Source organism: Streptomyces sp. NPDC096132, assembly GCF_044763345.1.
Lineage (GTDB): Bacteria > Actinomycetota > Actinomycetes > Streptomycetales > Streptomycetaceae > Streptomyces.
Window position 1 is genome coordinate 13,732 of sequence record NZ_JBIWGA010000048.1, and the last position, 16,292, is coordinate 30,023.

The 16,292-nt window shown below is 72.9% G+C and carries 14 protein-coding genes and 1 pseudogene; 7 read left to right on the forward strand and 8 right to left on the reverse strand.

Annotated features, from left to right (window positions below; all coding sequences use genetic code 11):
• Positions 1 to 3 precede the first annotated feature (3 nt).
• Positions 4 to 960, reverse strand: a complete 957-nt coding sequence (locus ACIRF9_RS49410; RefSeq protein ID WP_403836956.1) for an LAETG motif-containing sortase-dependent surface protein — start codon at positions 958 to 960, stop codon at positions 4 to 6.
• Between the two features lie 268 nt (positions 961 to 1,228).
• On the opposite strand from ACIRF9_RS49410, the gene ACIRF9_RS49415 reads away from it, so the two are divergent.
• The gene (locus ACIRF9_RS49415; RefSeq protein WP_403836957.1) at positions 1,229 to 2,884 is read left to right on the forward strand and encodes a glycoside hydrolase family 13 protein; all 1,656 of its coding nucleotides are present in this window, start codon (positions 1,229 to 1,231) and stop codon (positions 2,882 to 2,884) included.
• Here ACIRF9_RS49415 and ACIRF9_RS49420 read toward each other — a convergent pair.
• The gene (locus ACIRF9_RS49420) at positions 2,881 to 3,645 is read right to left on the reverse strand and encodes a DUF4142 domain-containing protein (protein ID WP_403836994.1); all 765 of its coding nucleotides are present in this window, start codon (positions 3,643 to 3,645) and stop codon (positions 2,881 to 2,883) included. The two genes, ACIRF9_RS49415 and ACIRF9_RS49420, sit on opposite strands and share 4 nt — an antisense overlap.
• Positions 3,646 to 3,838: 193 nt before the next feature.
• Here ACIRF9_RS49420 and ACIRF9_RS49425 point away from each other — a divergent pair, with 193 nt between their 5' ends.
• Both ACIRF9_RS49425 and ACIRF9_RS49430 read left to right on the forward strand, forming a co-directional pair.
• A complete protein-coding gene (locus tag ACIRF9_RS49425; RefSeq protein ID WP_403836959.1) occupies positions 3,839 to 4,540 on the forward strand; it encodes an MOSC domain-containing protein in 702 nt (233 codons plus the stop codon).
• Positions 4,541 to 5,139: 599 nt separating this feature from the next.
• Positions 5,140 to 6,291, forward strand: a complete 1,152-nt coding sequence (locus ACIRF9_RS49430; RefSeq protein WP_403836960.1) for a M24 family metallopeptidase — start codon at positions 5,140 to 5,142, stop codon at positions 6,289 to 6,291.
• A gap of 1 nt (position 6,292) precedes the next feature.
• On the opposite strand, the gene ACIRF9_RS49435 is transcribed toward ACIRF9_RS49430, so the two are convergent.
• The 5 genes and pseudogenes from ACIRF9_RS49435 to ACIRF9_RS49455 all read right to left on the reverse strand — a co-directional run bounded on the left by ACIRF9_RS49435 (position 6,293) and on the right by ACIRF9_RS49455 (position 9,560).
• Positions 6,293 to 6,982: a DUF6445 family protein gene (locus tag ACIRF9_RS49435; protein ID WP_403836962.1), complete on the reverse strand. Its 690-nt coding sequence runs from the start codon at positions 6,980 to 6,982 to the stop codon at positions 6,293 to 6,295.
• Positions 6,983 to 7,094: 112 nt separating this feature from the next.
• Positions 7,095 to 7,412, reverse strand: a pseudogene (locus ACIRF9_RS49440) (SCO0607 family lipoprotein); the annotation flags it as partial.
• A 140-nt stretch (positions 7,413 to 7,552) separates the two neighbouring features.
• The gene (locus ACIRF9_RS49445) at positions 7,553 to 7,828 is read right to left on the reverse strand and encodes a protealysin inhibitor emfourin (protein ID WP_403836964.1); all 276 of its coding nucleotides are present in this window, start codon (positions 7,826 to 7,828) and stop codon (positions 7,553 to 7,555) included.
• A gap of 12 nt (positions 7,829 to 7,840) precedes the next feature.
• A complete protein-coding gene (locus tag ACIRF9_RS49450; RefSeq protein WP_403836995.1) occupies positions 7,841 to 8,878 on the reverse strand; it encodes a M4 family metallopeptidase in 1,038 nt (345 codons plus the stop codon).
• Between the two features lie 163 nt (positions 8,879 to 9,041).
• On the reverse strand, positions 9,042 to 9,560 hold the full coding sequence (locus tag ACIRF9_RS49455) for an FxLYD domain-containing protein (RefSeq protein WP_403836966.1): 519 nt from the start codon (positions 9,558 to 9,560) through the stop codon (positions 9,042 to 9,044).
• Positions 9,561 to 9,861: 301 nt separating this feature from the next.
• On the opposite strand from ACIRF9_RS49455, the gene ACIRF9_RS49460 reads away from it, so the two are divergent.
• From ACIRF9_RS49460 to ACIRF9_RS49470, 3 genes are all read left to right on the forward strand, one after another.
• Positions 9,862 to 12,201, forward strand: a complete 2,340-nt coding sequence (locus ACIRF9_RS49460) for a LuxR C-terminal-related transcriptional regulator (RefSeq protein WP_403836968.1) — start codon at positions 9,862 to 9,864, stop codon at positions 12,199 to 12,201.
• Between the two features lie 326 nt (positions 12,202 to 12,527).
• Positions 12,528 to 13,682, forward strand: coding sequence for an NAD(P)/FAD-dependent oxidoreductase (locus tag ACIRF9_RS49465; RefSeq protein ID WP_403836970.1), 1,155 nt, complete (start codon positions 12,528 to 12,530; stop codon positions 13,680 to 13,682).
• Positions 13,683 to 13,721: 39 nt separating this feature from the next.
• On the forward strand, positions 13,722 to 14,594 hold the full coding sequence (locus tag ACIRF9_RS49470) for an RNA polymerase sigma-70 factor (protein WP_403836972.1): 873 nt from the start codon (positions 13,722 to 13,724) through the stop codon (positions 14,592 to 14,594).
• Here the strand turns inward: ACIRF9_RS49470 and ACIRF9_RS49475 are convergent.
• A complete protein-coding gene (locus ACIRF9_RS49475; RefSeq protein ID WP_403836974.1) occupies positions 14,584 to 15,078 on the reverse strand; it encodes a GNAT family N-acetyltransferase in 495 nt (164 codons plus the stop codon). The genes ACIRF9_RS49470 and ACIRF9_RS49475 overlap by 11 nt on opposite strands.
• On the opposite strand from ACIRF9_RS49475, the gene tnpB reads away from it, so the two are divergent.
• On the forward strand, positions 15,055 to 16,170 hold the full coding sequence (gene tnpB / locus ACIRF9_RS49480; RefSeq protein ID WP_403836976.1) for an IS607 family element RNA-guided endonuclease TnpB: 1,116 nt from the start codon (positions 15,055 to 15,057) through the stop codon (positions 16,168 to 16,170). The genes ACIRF9_RS49475 and tnpB overlap by 24 nt on opposite strands.
• The last annotated feature ends 122 nt before the right edge of the window (positions 16,171 to 16,292 follow it).

The window sequence follows — 16,292 nt, forward strand, 5'->3', positions numbered from 1 at the left end:
GGGTTACGCGCGGGTCGCCTTGCGGCGGCGGGTGGCGACCACGATGGCGCCGCCGCCGAGGAGCAGGGCGGCCGCACCGCTCACGATCAGCGGGGTGTTGCTGTTCGCGCCGGTCTCGGCGAGGTCACCGCCACCACCACTGCTGGTGCTGGGCGTGGAGGCGGGGGTGGTGGCCGACTCGGAGGCGGACGGGGTCGGGGTGCTCGACTCCGACTCCGACGCGGACGGCGACGGGCTCGTGCTCTCGGACGAGGAGTCCGAGGGGGTGGAGGCGGACGCCGACGGCGACGGCGAGGAGTCCCCGCCGCCCGCCGGGGCCGACGGGGACGCCGGCGGCTGCTCCGACGTGCAGTCCTTCGTCCCGCCGTTCCAGGCGGCGATCAGCTTGTCCTTGATGACCGGCCGGTCCGGTCCCTTGGGCAGGTCGCCGTGCTCGAAGCCGTCCTTCGCGTCGAGCTTGCCGTCGAACTTCACGGCACCCCGGTACAGGTCGATCTGCGCGTAGCAGCCCGCGTCGGGGACGGAGATGTCGAGCGTGTCGGTCTGCCCCGGCTTGACGGTGACGCTGTCGAAGTCGACGAAGACCTGCTCACCGGAGGTGCCGAAGGTGGCGCCGTGGGCGAGGTAGGAGGCCAGGGAGGCGGTGCAGGTGCTCGCGTCGCCGGCGGTGCGGACGGTGATGTGGACCTTGCCGTCCTGGGTCGGCTTGAGGTTCTGGTCGTCGACCCGGACCGAGTCGTAGAAGTTCTTGCCGTCGAGCGAGAACTGGCAGCGGTCGGTCCCCGTCTCCGTGCCCGCGCCCGTCCCGGGCTGGTAGTGCCCGCCGGACTTCCACCCGTCCCCACCGGGCGTACTGGCCCAGGCTCCGGAAGCGGCGGCGACGGAGGCGGCGCAGAGGGTGAGCGAAGCGGCGCCCGTCCCCAGCAGGCGGCGCGCGGTGACACGTCTCGCTATGGACATGCGTATCCATTTCTTGGCGAATGCCGGGGCAATGCCAGGGCTGATTGGTCAGATCAGAGAAGAGAGATGGTGCTCAGAAGAAACACCGGGCCCCTTGGTCACAGACGCCACAGTGTCCGCCCATCGTCGTGCGGACCTGAGAGCGCTGTCAACCTGCGCTAAACCCTGCTGAGTTCAAGTTTCCGTCACGACTTCATCACGTGTGGAACGATCCCCTCCGGACCACCCGGACGTTCGCTTTCCCGGCAACCTGGACAGACTTCCGTCCGTGACCGACTTCTCCTCCCGCAACCCCGACTGGTGGCGCCAGGCAGTCGTCTACCAGGTGTACCCGCGCAGCTTCGCCGACGCCGACGGAGACGGCCTCGGTGATCTGAGGGGCGTCACCGACCGGCTGTCCCATCTCGCCTCCCTCGGCGTCGACGCGCTCTGGCTCAGCCCCTTCTATCCTTCCGAACTCGCCGACGGCGGCTACGACGTGGCCGACTACCGGGACGTCGACCCGCGCCTGGGCACCCTGGCCGACTTCGACGCGCTGGCCGCCGAGGCCCACCGCCTCGGCCTGAAGGTGATCGTCGACCTCGTCCCCAACCACACCTCGCACCGGCACCCCTGGTTCCAGGAGTCCTTGGCCGCGGGGCCCGGCTCCCCGGCCCGCGACCGCTACGTCTTCCGCGACGGACGCGGCCCGCACGGCGAACTCCCGCCCACCGACTGGCAGTCGGTCTTCGGCGGCAGCGCCTGGGAGCGCGTCCCGGACGGCCAGTGGTACCTCCACCTCTTCACGCGTCAGCAACCCGACCTCGACTGGCGCCACGAGGAGGTCCGCGAGGACTTCCGTACGACCCTGCGCTTCTGGTCCGACCGGGGCGTCGACGGCTTTCGCGTGGACGTGGCCCACGCCCTCGCCAAGGACCTCGGCGAACCCCTGCGCGACCTGGGCGCACCGGAACTGAGCGGCGAGGAGGCCCTCGTCCGGCTGCCCGCCGGCACCCACCCCTTCTACGACCGCGACGAGGTCCACGAGATCTACCGCGACTGGCGCCGCGTCCTCGACGCCTACTCCCCGCCCCGCACGGCGGTGGCCGAGGCCTGGGTCCCGGGCGCCCGACGCGCCCTGTACGCCCGCCCCGACGAACTGAACCAGGCCTTCAACTTCGAGTATCTGCAGGCCTCCTGGGACGCGGACGCGATCCGGCGGGTGATCACCGACTCCCTCGCCACGGCCCGCACCGCCGGTGCCTCGGCGACCTGGGTGCTGTCCAACCACGACGTCGTACGCCACCCCTCCCGCCTCATGCTTCCGCCCGGCACGGACGAGAACACCTGGCTGCTGTCGGGCGGCCACGCACCGGCCGTGGACGAGGCGCACGGGCTTCGCCGGGCCCGGGCGGCCACGCTGCTGATGCTGGCGCTGCCGGGATCGTCGTACGTCTACCAGGGCGAGGAACTGGGTCTGCCCGAGGTCGCCGGTCTGCCCGTGGAGGTCCTCCAGGACCCCCTCTGGGAGCAGACGGGCCGGGTCCGCAAGGGCCGCGACGGGTGCCGGGTCCCCCTTCCGTGGACGACCACGGGACCGTCGTACGGCTTCGGCGCCGCCGGTGCCTGGCTGCCGCAGCCGACGTCCTTCGCGCGGTACGCGGTCGAGGCGCAGGACGGTGTGGCGGGCTCCACCCTGGAGCTGTACCGCACGGCCCTGCGCCTGCGCCGCAAACTCCTCGACGGAGAGGAACTGACCTGGCAGCCGGACACCCCGCCCGGCGTGCTGGCCTTCGCCCGCTCGGACGGCTGGCGGTGCGTCACCAACCTGTCGGCCGCGCCGGTGCCGCTGCCGCCGGGGGAGGTGCTGCTGAGCAGCGCACCGAAGTCCGACGGCACCGGGCCGGGCCCGCTGCCACCGGACACGACGGTGTGGCTGGCCTAGCCTCCCGTGCCCGCGTTCGCGGCGGCGCCGGCTGTCGAGTTGGCCGCGCCGCCCGCGATGCCGTCGATGTCCACCGGGGTGGAGGTGGCGTTCGGCGGCGGGGTGAGGACGACCTGCGGCTGACCGGCGGGCGGGGCCGGCGGGGTCAGGTCCGACTTGGGCAGCTTGGGCGCGGTGGTCTGCTGGAAGATCGTCGAGTCGAAGTCGACCAGGCCGGTCTTCTCCATCACCGTGATGTGGTCGAGGACGGTGTCGTTCGCCTGGTCGGCCAGGGCGCGCACCAGGGAGTTCTTCGTCGTCGAGCGGATCTTCGCCACGGTGTTGAAGATCGAACCGTGCGTCATGCGCAGGATGTTGGCGAAGTCGGTGTCGAACTGCGCGCCGGTCTCGCCCTTGAGCTGGGTCACGAAGCCCTCCTGCTGGGGGCTCGCCACGTTGGGGATCGTGATGTTGAGCATCGGCGCGATCTTGCGGCAGGTGGTGTCGAGGGCCGCGTGGCCGTCGACGAGGTGCTCGCTCGCGGTGAGGACCGCCTTGCTCGTGCCCTTCTGCAGGCCGATCTGGCCCAGCGGGTACTCCCACAGACCGGCGGCCCGCACCTTCACGACGAAGTCGCGGTCACCCTCGGTCAATGGACCCCACTGGGTGTTGGCGATGACTCTGTCGGTGGACGTCGACACCGTGTCCAACCCCAGCATCGAGGGGTAGGCCAGGGCGCCCAGAGTCAAGGTCAGGGCTCCGCCCACGAAGAGAGTTCCCATCGCGTTCCGCGAGAGTTGCACCGTTCCTCCTGCCCGGTCGGGAACCCGCCGGCGGTGGGACTCCGGCGGGTCGGACGCAGAGAAGTACGGACGAAGGGGCGCCGCGACTCTATGAAGTTCGTAAAATCTTTGCGGAACGGTGAGTTCCCACAAGAAACTCACTTCTGAACTCGGTTGTCGGGAGGGGGAGTCGATGAGGGCGAGCGTCGCCGGGATCACGTACTACCCGTTGAAGGGGTGCGCGGGGGTCCCGCTCACGGAGGCCACGGTGACACCGGCCGGACTGCCGCACGACCGCGCCTACGCGATCGTCGACGAGCGGGGCGAGTTCCGCTGGCAGGGGGCGGACCCCCGGCTCGCCCTGATCGTCCCGCAGCTGCGGGACGGAGAGCTGACGCTGAGCGCACCGGGGAGCGAGCCGCTGAGGGTGACGGGCGACGGCGGCGAGGCCGAGGACTGGCTGACGGAGGTGCTGGGCCGGCCGAGCCGGCTGGTCCGCCCGCCCGCCGGAAACCATTCCCGCCTGCACATCGTCTCCCGCGCCAGCCTGGACGCCCTGAACCGGCGCATCGCCGAGCGCGGCGCCCGCCCCCTCCCCATGAACCGCTTCCGCCCCAACCTCGTGATCGACGGCTGGACCACCCCCCACACCGAGGACGCCCTCCCCCGCCTCACCATCGCCGGCACCGAACTCGCCTTCACCGAGCGCACGGTCCGCTGCGCCATCACGACGATCGACCAGGACACCGGCCGCCGTGCGGGCCCGGAACCCCTGCGCACCCTCGCCGACTACCGCAGGGTGCGGGACGGCGGCGGGGTCGTCTTCGGCGCGTACTTCGCGGTGCGCACACCGGGGAGGGTGACGGTGGGGGACGAGGTGTCGACGCCCGGCTGACCCGCGCGACCCGGCGCCCGGCGCCGCCCGGCAGGTGGGCACCGCCCGGCCAGGGGGCGCCGCCCGGCCAGGGGGTGCCGCGCGGCCAGGGGGCGCCGCCCGGCCAGGGGGTGCCGCGCGGGCGGGTGGGTGCCGCTCCGGCCAGGGGGTGCCGCCCGGCCAGGGGGTGCCGCGCGGCCAGGGGGTGCCGCCCGGCCAGGAGGTGCCGCGCGGGCGGGTGGGTGCCGCTCCGGCCAGGGGGTGCCGCCCGGCCAGGGGGTGCCGCGCGGGCGGGTGGGTGCCGCTCCGGCCAGGGGGTGCCGCCCGGCCAGGGGGCGCCGCCCGGCCAGGGGGTGCCGCGCGGGCGGGTGGGTGCCGCTCCGGCCAGGGGGTGCCGCGCGGGCGGGTGGGTGCCGCTCCGGCCAGAGGGTGCCGCCCGGCCAGAGGGTGCCGCCCGGCCAGGGGTGCCGCCCGGGCCAGGGGGTGCCGCCCGGGCCAGGGGGTGCCGCTCTGGCAGGCGGATGATGCCGTGGTTCGGGGGAGGGTTGCCTCTTCGTACCGCCCACCCATACGGCCCACCCGACCCCTCCTCCGCGGCGCTCGGCGGGTCGAATGGGGGGATGACGCCTGACGAGGACGAGACGGAACGCGGTGGGGGCCCCGCGCCCTTCGGGAGGCAGGTGTATGTCGCCCGGCTGCGCCGGGCCGCGGACCAGGTGGCCGCCGCTCGTCTGACCGGGCTTCTCGTCGCCCCCGGCCCCGACCTGATCCGGCTGTGCGGTTACCGCCCGCGGACCGCCCCGGACCGTCTCACGCTCCTCGTCCTCACCCCCGAGGGCGAACCCCGGCTCCTGGTCCCCGCCCGCGACCGCGCGGTCGCCGCCTCGGCCCCCGCCGCGGGTGCCGTCCGTGTCAGCACCTGGGAGGACGACCAGGACCCGTACGCCGCCGCGGCCGGTCTGCTCCTGCCGCACGGTCACTACGGCATCTCCGACACCACGTGGTCCGTGCACCTCCTCGGCCTGGAGGAGGCCCTGCCCCTCACCACCTACCGGCCCCTGTCCACCGCCCTTCCCCTCTTCCGCGCGGTCAAGGACGAGGACGAGACGGCCCGCCTCACCGCGGCGGCCGTCGCCGCGGACGCGGTCTACGAGGCCGTCCTGGCCGTACGGTTCAGTGGCCGCCGCGAGTCCGAGCTGGCCGCCGACCTCGCCGGTCTGCTGCGGGCCCACGGCCACGACCGGGTCGACCGGGCCCGGGTCGCCTCCGGCCCCCACGGCGCGGACCCCGGCCACCGGTCAGGCGAACGCAGGATCGAACCCGGCGACACGGTCGTCCTGGACTTCGGGGGCCGCCGGGACGGCTACGCCTCCGCCCTCACCCGCACGGTCCATGTGGGGCCGCCACCGGACCAGGTGCGCAGGGTGCACGAGATCGTCCGTACGGCCCAGGAGGCCGCCCTGGCGGCGATGCGCCCCGGGGTGCCGTGCGCGGAGGCCGACCGGGCGGCCCGCGCGGTGCTCGCGGACGCCGGGCACGGCGAGCACGCCCTCCCGGCCACCGGCCACGGCCTCGGCGTCACCCCCTACGAGCCGCCGTATCTCGCCCCGGGCGGCACCCAGCTCCTCGCGCCCGGCATGTGTGTCCAGGCCGCCGCGGGCATCCTGCTGCCCGGCCGTCTCGGGGTGCGCCTCGGGGACGCCGTGACCTGCACGGCCGACGGCGTCCGGTGGCTCGGCGGCGCCCACCGCGAGCTCGCCGTAGTGGCCTGACTCAGGCCATCCAGAAGAACACCGCCGTCATCCGCTTCTCCTCCAGCGTCGTACCGGAGTAACCGGTCGCGCTGTGCACGAGGTTGGCGTGGTAGAGCAGCAGCCGGTTGTACTTGTGCGGAACCCGTACGTCCTCCTCGAAGGCGTCGGCCGTGACGAACCGGGTGCCGAGGGCCTCGACGAGGTTGGTGTGCGGGGCCTGGACGACGTTGCCGCCGAGCCGGCCTCCGGGGAGGGACTGGCGGTAGAAGCTGGTCCCGCAGTCCTTGGGCTGGGCGGGATTGAGGTACAGCACGGCCGCGTACCGGCACAGCGCGCGCGAGTCGGAGTGCGGGCGGGGCGTGCTCTCGCCCTCGCCGACGACCTGGACGCAGTTGTGGTTGAGGGTCCCGCCGCCGGGCGCCTGCTGCACCCACAGTCGCCGCGCGCCGGTCGCCTGCCTCACCAGCCGCTCCACCCGGGCCAGTTCACCCGGCTCCAGGCCGGGCATGGTGCGCAGTCCGGGCCAGCTCTCGGAGGTGTACGGGTACCCCTCGACCCAGTCGTCCTTGGCCAGACAGCGCTCCCGGATCGCCGCGATGCCGGCCTCGGGGAAGACGTCGTCCAGCACCCAGTAGTCGCGGCCTTTGGTGGGCTTGCGGTAGGGGAGGACGGGGAGAGTAGCGGCAGGCCTCGGCTGTGGCATGGACATGCTGCGAATCTAGGCCGGGGGTTCGTCAGCTCTCGCCCGCGAATTCCCCCGGAGTCTGGAGAGAAGTGGTCAACGGGTCGTCAATATCGGTCAAGAAAAGCCCTGTTCGCTGACCCTCGGGAATCGTGATGATCTTCCCGTTCTCGTCCAGGGTGCGGGTGCTCCAGTACTCGTCCCACTGGTCGCCGACGTGCTCGGGGACCTTGCCCTCCGGGTAGCGGGCGTACCCCTTCGGCGGCTCCTGGCCGTTGTCCACGCAGTCGCTGCCGCTGCTGCCGACGGCCAGGACCGGGTACTGGCCTCCGCCGCACTGGGCGTCCTGGATCGAGAACGAGCAGGCGGACAGCAGCCCGGCGGCGATGGCGCAGGCCAGGGCCAGGACCGGCACGGACCGGCGCGACGTACGGCGGACTCGGCTGCTGCTGTTCATGGCTTATCCCTCTCGGCCTCTCGCTCGACCTCGCGTCGGCGTGTGCCATCAGCCTGCGGGAAGCGGAAGGATCTCTCCTGAGTACGGCTACTCAGGCGGCCAGGGGTGCCCTACTCGACTCGAGAATCGACTCGCCCGGTTCAGAAGCCCTCCCCGAGCACCCGTTCCACCAGCTGGAGTTGGGCGTCCGTCAGCCCCGGGTCGGTGAACTCGGCCGGAGGCTGGTCGTCGACGGTCAGCGTGTACTGGTAGGCGTCGGGCACGCCGGGCCCGGCCGGGTGCCGCTCCTCGGCCTCGGCGAGGACCTCGCGCGCGAGCCGTTCCAGCGCGGCCCCGTCGGGCCGGACGGAGGTGTCCGCCTCGGCCCGGCGGGGCAGCCCGAGCAGCCCACCGCTCCTGATCAGCCGGATGCGCATGTCGGCGGAGGCTCAGTGGACGCTGAGACCCACGTCGGACCAGGCCTTGACCACCGACTCCAGCTCGTGCCGGGTCCCGTAGAGGCGCTCCGCCGTGTCCCTCGTCGCCCGCGCGAACTCCTCGAAGTCGCAGGTCTCGGAGAGCTGCCCGGAGGTCATCGTCTCGTACCAGATCCGTCCCGCCCGCTCCCAGGCGAAGCCGCCGATGGCGATCGCGGTCAGGTAGAAGGCGTGGTTGGGGATGCCGGAGTTGATGTGCACGCCGCCGTGGTCGAAGCTGCCGTGCACATAGTGCGTCATATGGGCCGGCTGCGGGTCCTTGCCGCCCAGCAGCGGGTCGTCGAAACCGGTCCCCGGTTCCTTCATCGACCGCAGCGCCTGCCCACGGATCTGCGGCGTGAACAGGCCCGCGCCGATCAGCCAGTCGGCCTGGTCGGCGGTCTGGTGGCGGTCGTACTGCTTGACCAGTGAACCGAAGACATCGGAGATCGACTCGTTCAGCGCGCCGGACTGGTCCTGGTAGACGAGGCCGGCGGTGTACTGCGTGACGCCGTGGGCGAGTTCGTGGCCGATGATGTCGGGCGCGATGGTGAAGTCGTTGAACACGCGGGCGTCACCGTCGCCGAAGACCATCCGCTCGCCGTCCCAGAAGGCGTTGTTGAACCGGCGACGGTAGTGGACCGTGGCGTCCAGCGGCAGATTGGCGTCGTCGATCGAGTGCCTGGCGTAGACCTCCTGGAAGAGCCTGAAGGTCAGACCGAGGTTCTCGTACGCACGGTTGACGACCCCGTCGAGCGACGGGTCACGCCCTTCCGCCCTCACCAGGTCGCCCGGCAGGTCCGCCGAGTGGTGGGTGTCGTAGATCGTCCGCTCCAGCACGAACTCCGTGGGCGTGGCGGGCGAGACCAGGCTGGGCGAGAGGATCCGGTTCTCCCGGAAATCGGCGTCCACGGCCAGCGTGTCGTGGGCGGCCTCGCGGACGTGCGGATTGTCGGCCTCGGTGAGCTTCTCGAGGATGAACGGCGGGAGGATGCCGCAGACGCAGCGCATGGGGAATCCCTCCTCGGAGGGCTGTGCGATGAGGTGACTCACGAGATCCCCTGCAGCGGGGACTCGTGGCGAAGGCCGCGTTCTCACGCCGGCCGGACGGGTCCCGTGCTTCTCATTCTGCGCCGGTGGGCGGACTCGCGCATGTGGAGCCGCTGACGGCGGCTCAGTACCGCACCGCCCTCGCCACCTGTGTCCTGACATCGCCGGAGAGGTCGCGGTTGCTGCGGGCCGTGGCGGTGCCGGTCTTGCCGGCGGCGACGTCGGAGAGGGTGACGACGACCGTGTCGAGGCGGTTGCCGCCGGTGTCGGTGAAGTCGACCTGGACCGCGAAGGACTTGGTCGAGTCGGTGGTGTTGGTGACGGTGACGTCGACCGTGGCGCGGCCGTCCTTGTCCTTGCCCGGGGTGCCGAGTTCGACGTCGGACGTCACGTCGACGCCGTTCTTGATCTCGTCCAGTTCACGGCCCGCCTCCGCCGTCGCCGAGGCGAACGCGGACGCCGCCTCCGAGGCGAGCGAGGACGCGGCCGACGAGGCCTCGCGGCCCAGTGACTCCGCCGCGGAGGCGGCCTTGCTGGCGGCCGACGACACGGACGAGGGGGTGTCGTCGTCCGAGCAGCCGGTCAGGACGGCGGCACAGCAGACCGCCGCCGCCGTCAGCAGCACGCCCTTGGTGCGCGGCATCTCGCCTCCTGGTGTCTCCCGCGGGACTCCTTCCAGTGAAGGGGTGGCCGGCTTCCCCCGCATGCCGGGTCACCCGGACGGATGGCCAAGGGAGGCGCGGGTCAGCGCTTCGCCTTCTCGTACCGGCGCGTCGCCTTCTTGTACTGGCGCGTCAGTTCTCCGCCGCGTTCATCCCTCGCGCGGATTTTCGACGGCGGTCCCCCTCCCCGGTGACACCTAGGCGAGCCTCACGCTCGGCGATCATGTGCTTACGCTGTGATGATTGATGGGTGGATCGGTGGAGAGCGTGTGCGGGAGTGGCATGGGATTCGGCTTCGGGCAGCGGCGCGGCGGCCAACTTCCCGTGGAGATCACCAGCTTCGTGGGCAGAGCCGAGGAACTCGCCCTGATCAGAGGCGCGGTGGGGCGGTTCCGCCTCGTCACCCTCGTGGGGCCGGGTGGTGTCGGCAAGAGCCGTACGGCGCTGCGGGCCGCCGGGGCCGCCGCGGGACGGTTCGGGGACGGGGTGTGGCTGGTCGAACTGTCCGGGCTGCACGATCCGGAGCTGGTGCCCGCCACCCTCGCCGGGGTGCTGCAGCTGCCCGAGCAGCCGGGGATGACCCCGCTGGACGCGGTCGTGGAGCATCTGCGGGAGCGGCGGATGCTGCTGATGCTGGACACCTGCGAGCACCTGGTCGACGCGTGCGCGATGCTCTGCGACATCCTGCTGCGGGAGGCTCCGGGCCTGACCGTACTGGCCACCAGCCGGCAGCCGCTCGACGTGCCCGGCGAGCACTGCGTCCCGATCGCCCCGCTGAGCAGGGAGGACGCCCTGGAGCTCTTTCTACGGCGGGCGGCGGCCGTCGCCACCCTCGGTGAGGCCGACCGGCATCGCACGCTCGCGCTGGTCGACCGCCTCGACGGGATGCCGCTCGCCCTCGAACTCGCCGCCGTCCGGCTGCGCGCGGTGCCGCTCGCGGAACTGGTCGCACGGCTGGACCAGCGGTTCGAGGTGCTGACCGGAGGGCGCCGCACCGCTCTCACCCGGCACCAGACCCTGCGCACGGCCATCGACTGGTCCTACGACCTGTGCACCCCGCAGGAGCGGCTGCTGTGGGCGCGGCTGTCCGTGTTCGCCGGTTCCTTCGAGCTGTCGGCCGCCGAAGTCGTGTGCGGGGGCGGGGAGTTACCGCGTGGCGAGGTGGTGGGCGCGCTCATCGGGTTGGTCGACAAGTCCGTGGTGCGGCGGATCGGGGAGGACGGCGGGCGGTACCGGCTGCTCGACACCATCCGGGAGTACGGCGCCGGGCGGCCGGCCGGCGCGGACGGTGCCGCCGACGCCGTACGGGAGCGGCACTTCGCCCACTACGAGCGGCTCGTCGGACGGTTCTGGGACGAGTTCCTCAGTCCGGCGCAGGTGGGGCTGCACCGGGCGGTGCGGGAGGAGATCGCCGATGTGCGGGCCGCCCTGGAGTACGGGTGCGCGGCCCCGGGGCGGGCGGTGGACGCGCTGTGGCTGGCGACCCGGCTCGGGCCGTACTGGCGGGCGGCGGGGACCCTGTCGGAGGGCCGGCACTGGATCGACAAGGCGCTGGAGCGGGTGGAGCAGGACTGTCCAGAGCGGGCCTGGGCGCTGCTGATGACCGGGATCTTCGGGGTGTGGACGGCGGATCTGGAGACGGCGCTGGAGCGGTTCCCGCAGGCGCACGCGGTGGCGCGCCGGGTCGGCGAGTCGCGGGTGGAGCTGTCGGCGGAGGCGTATCTCGGGGCCCTGACGGCCTTCGGCGGGGCCGTGGAGCAGGGGCTCGCCGAGGTGGAGGCGGCCCGGCTGCGGATCGTCGCGTCGGGGGACCGGCTCGGGATCGGGGTCGTGCACTACGAGGCCGCCCTGCTGCGGGCCGTGTTCGGGGACACGGCGGGGGCGCTGGAGCTGTGCGCGACCGGGCTGGCGTATCTGGAGGGGTGGGGCGAGCGGCAGCTGTACGCGTCGACGGTGACGACGAAGGGCGTCATCCACATGCTGACCGGCGAGGACGCGCAGGGCGAGGCGTGTCTGCGGCGGGGGCTCGAGGCCGTCAGCGAGATCGGTGAGGTGCTGGTCGGGGCGCTGGCCGCGCTGGGGCTCGCCTGGCACGCGGCCCGGGGCGGGCGGTGGGCCCGGGCCTGCTGGCTGCTCGGGTACGCCGAGAACGCGCGCCGGCTCAGCGGGGACCCGGTGGCGCTGCTGCCCCGCCTGGTCGAGGAGCAGGAGGCGGTGCAGCGGGCGGTGTGGGCCGCGCTGGGCGCGGAGGCGTTCGAGCGGTGGCGGGAGACGGGGGCGCGGATGTCGGGGCGGGAGGTGCTGGAGGCGGTGCGGGCGGACGCGGAGACGCCGGTGCCGCAGCCGGTGCGGGCGGAGGCGGAGGCGGAGGTGCCGGTGGCGGGAGGACCCGCGTTCGCCGTACGGCCGCCCGCTCCCCGTGGCGGGCCCCGCTCGGCGGACTCCCTCACCCGGCGCGAGCGGGAGGTCGCCGCGCTGGTCGCGCGGGGGCTGTCCAACCGGGAGATCGCCGAGCGGCTCGTCATCTCCAAGCGCACGGTGGACGCCCATGTCGAGCACATCCTCGCCAAGCTCGGCATCACCTCGCGCACGGAGATCCCGGCGACGGTGACCGGACCGTAGGGGTACGTAGGTAGGGGCGCGCGCGGGTCCCCTGTGGGGTAGGTGTACGGATCTTCCGCGCACCGGTGTGCGCCGCCGCCCCCGGCGCGGCAGCCTGGTGGTGCCGCCCGGGGCACGGGACGGGCCGGGGGCCGACAGGCCGGTCCCTCGGTCGGCTGTCATGGCAGGCGTCCGGCACCGGACCCTCCCCGGCGGTTCGCGGGGCTGCCCCTGGTCGGCGGGGCAGCCCCCACCAAGTGTGACGGGCGTCACATGGGGGGGCTGTCACGTCCGGCCCCGGCCACTTGTCCCATGGGCGTCACCGTCACCCACAGGGAGTGGTCACGATGAACACCCACCCTCGCATCGTCGTCCTCGGCGCCGGCTACGCGGGCCTGTTCGCCGCGATCCGGCTCGCCCACCGCACCCGGCGCACCGGGGCACGCATCACGCTCGTCAACCCGTCCGACCGGTTCACCGAGCGGCTGCGGCTGCACCAGACCGCCACCGGTCAGCGCCTCGCCGACCACCGCATCCCCGACCTCCTCACCGGCACCGGCGTCGTCTTCGTCCGGGGCACCGCCACCGACCTCGACCCCGAGGCGCGCACGGTGACCCTCGACGCGGGCGCCGCGACCCTCGCGTACGACACCCTCGTCATCGCCCTCGGCAGCGCGACCGACACGAGCCGGGTGCCCGGGGCGCAGGAACACGCCTGCACGCTCAACGGGCGGGACGCGGCCGAGCGGCTGGCGGCCCGGCTCGGCGAGGTGGAGACGGTGGCCGTCTGCGGCAGCGGACTCACGGGTGTCGAGATGGCGACGGAGATCGCCGAGTCGTACCCCCGGCTGCACGTCACCCTCGTGGGCGCCGAGGAACCCGGCGCGCTCATGGGCGCGGGGGCCCGGGCCCATCTGCGCCGGGCGCTGGACCGGCTCGGGGTCGAGGTGCGCAGCGGGCTGCCGGTCACGAAGGTGCTGCCGGACGTGGTGGAGCTGGCGGGCGGGGAGTCGGTCGCCGCCCAGGCGTGCGTGTGGACGGCCGGAGTGCGCGTCCCGGCCCTGGCCGCCGAGGCCGGGCTCACGGTGGACGAGCGCGGCCGGATCGTCACCGACGCGACGCTGCGGTCGGTCTCGCACCCTTCCGTGTACGCGATCGGCGACGCCGCCGCCGTGCGGATGCCGTGGGGGCTGCTGCACGGGACCTGCGGGAGCGGGATGCCGACCGCCCAGTACACCGCCGACGCCGTCGCCCGCCGGCTGCGCGGCAAGGAGCCCGGGCCGTTCCGGTTCGGGTACGTCCACCAGGCGGTGAGCCTGGGCCGCCGGGACGCCGTCATCCAGTTCACCCACCCCGACGACACCCCCCGCCGCGCCTACCTCAAGGGCCGCCTCGCGGTCCGCTACAAGGAGGCCGTCAGCTCCAGCCCGGTGCCGTTCTACCGGCTCAGCAGGCGGATGAACGTGACCGCGACGGTGTCGAAGGCCGGCCGCGCCGCCTAGTGCCGGGGCACTGGCTACGCCCTGGGAGACGATGGAGCCATGACCGAGACGGACGTCTATCTGGAGCACCGGCGGCTGCTGTTCGCGACCGCCTACCGGATGCTGGGCAGTGTCGCCGACGCCGAGGACGTTCTGCAGGACGCCTGGCTGCAGTGGCACACCGCCGACCGGGCCGCCGTCCGCAACCCCCGCGCCTACCTGGTCCGCACGGTCACCAACCTGTCCCTCAACCGGCTCACCTCCGCCCGCGCGACCCGCGAGCGCTATGTCGGCCCCTGGCTGCCGGAGCCCCTGCTCACCGCACCCGACACACCGGCCGAGGAGACGGAGATGGCGGACACCGTGTCCACCGCGATGCTGGTGGTGCTGGAGACCCTGACACCCGTGGAGCGCGCCGTGTTCGTGCTCCGGGAGGTCTTCGGCTACTCGCACGCGGAGATCGCCGGCATCCTCGGCCGGCCCGAGCCGACGGTCCGCCAGACCGCCCACCGCGCCCGCGCCCACGTCCAGTCCCGCCGCCCCCGCTTCGACGCCGACGACACCCGCCGCGCCGAACTCACCACCCGCTTCATCGAGGCCTGCGAGGGCGGCGACCTGAACGCGCTCCTGGAACTCCTCGCCCCCGACGTCACCTGCTGGTCCGACGGCGGCGGCAAGGTCACCGCCGCCCGCCGGCCGCTGCACGGCCCCGACCACGTGGCCCGCTGGATCCTCGGCGTCCTCGCCAAACCCCAGTCGGCGGGCGTCCGGATGCGGCCCACCGTGCTGAACGGGCAGCTGGGCGTGGTGTACGTCGTCGGCGGGACGCCGGTCGGCGCGCTCACCTTCGACCTGGTGGACGGCCGGATGCGGGACCTCCGTCTCCAGGTGAACCCGGAGAAGCTCAGCGGCCTGCGGGACTTCAGCCGCTGACCGGCGGGGCCTGCGCGGCGAGTGCGGCGAGGGGTTCGCCGGTGAGGTGGCAGACCCGCCAGTCGTCGATGATCTGCACGCCGATCGACTTGTAGAAGTTGATCGTCGGCTCGTTCCAGGCGAGCACGCACCACTCGAAGCGCTCGAAGCCACCTCGGGTGCACACCGCGGCGAGCGCGGCGAGCAGCGCCTTGCCATGGCCCGCGCCGCGCGCCCCCGGGCGGACGAACAGGTCCTCCAGATGCATGCCGCGCACGCCGGTCCAGGTCGAGAAGCTCGGGAACCACAGGGCGAACCCGACCGTCGCGGCCGTCTCGTCGTCTTCGGCGATCAGCGCGTACGCGGCGGGCAGTTCGCCGAACAGCGCCTCACGGAGCTGCTCCTCGGTGGCGCGGGCCTGCTCCACCTCCCGGTGGTAGGCGGCGAGTTCGCCGATCATGGCGCGGATCTCGGGGACGTCGTGGACGGTGGCGGCTCGGATCATGGTGGGGAGCATGGTTCACGGGGCGCGCGGTGTCCACCGTCGGCGGCCTCCAAGCGGAAGGCCCGCCTCACCTGCCGGTTCACCACAGGCACCATCCGTATCGAGCCGGACGGCCGACACGTGACGCTGCCCCGCCTGGGCACCATTCGCGTCCACGAGCCCGCCCGGGGCCTCCTCGACCGCGTCCGGACCGGGACGGCCCGCATCCTGTCCGCGACCGTGCGACACGAACGAGGACGCTGGTTCGTCTCCTTCCAGACGGAGGTCAAGCGGGAGATCCACCGCGTTGCCCGCCTGGACACGACGGTCGGGATCGACCTCGGAGTGAAGACACTCGCGGTGATGGCCGACAGCTCCGGAGAGATCCGCGAGGTCCCCAACCCCAGGCACCTGGACAACGCCCTGAAGCTCCTGCGCCGGGCCTCCCGCGTGGTGTCCCGCCGCCAGGGCCCCGACCGCCGCACCGGACGCAAGCCGTCCAGACGGTGGGAGAAAGCCAACGCCGCCCGCAATAGGGTGCACCACCGGGTCGCGAACCTCCGCGCCGACGCCCTGCACAAACTCACCACCGCCGTGACCGCCGAATACGGCACCGTCGTGATCGAAGACCTCAACGTCGCCGGGATGCTCCGCAACCGGCGCCTCGCCCGCAGGATCGCCGACGCAGGATTCGGTGAGATCCGACGCCAGCTCGTCTACAAGTCCCATCAGCGGCACGCGACCCGCGTGATCGTGGCCGACCGCTGGTACCCCTCTTCGAAGACCTGTTCCGGGTGCGGCGCGGTGAAAGCCAAGCTGCCGCTGCACATCCGGACCTACGAATGCGACGCCTGCGGCCTCGTCATCGACCGGGACGACAATGCAGCCCGCAACCTCGCCGCCCTCGCGGCGGCAGCAGCAACTGGTACCGGAGTGGCCGGAGACCAGGACACCGCCAAGGTGTCGAAGCCTCGTGGAGCCGACCAGAAGACCCGCGCCACCCGCCCCCGCCGCAAGGCCGGAGCGGGGCGGGCAGGTGGCGCAACCCTGCCGCACCAGCGCCAGACAGAAACGAGAGACCGTACTCAAACCGAAGCCCTCACGCTCTGGTGACGAGACGGACCTTCCGGGTAGAAATGCTCGGAGTGTCGAGACTTGACCATGGTCTCGGCGACGGCGGGATGCACGTACGTTCCGTTTCGCTCGTTGGTTGCCGCCGGACCCGCTCCGGGTTG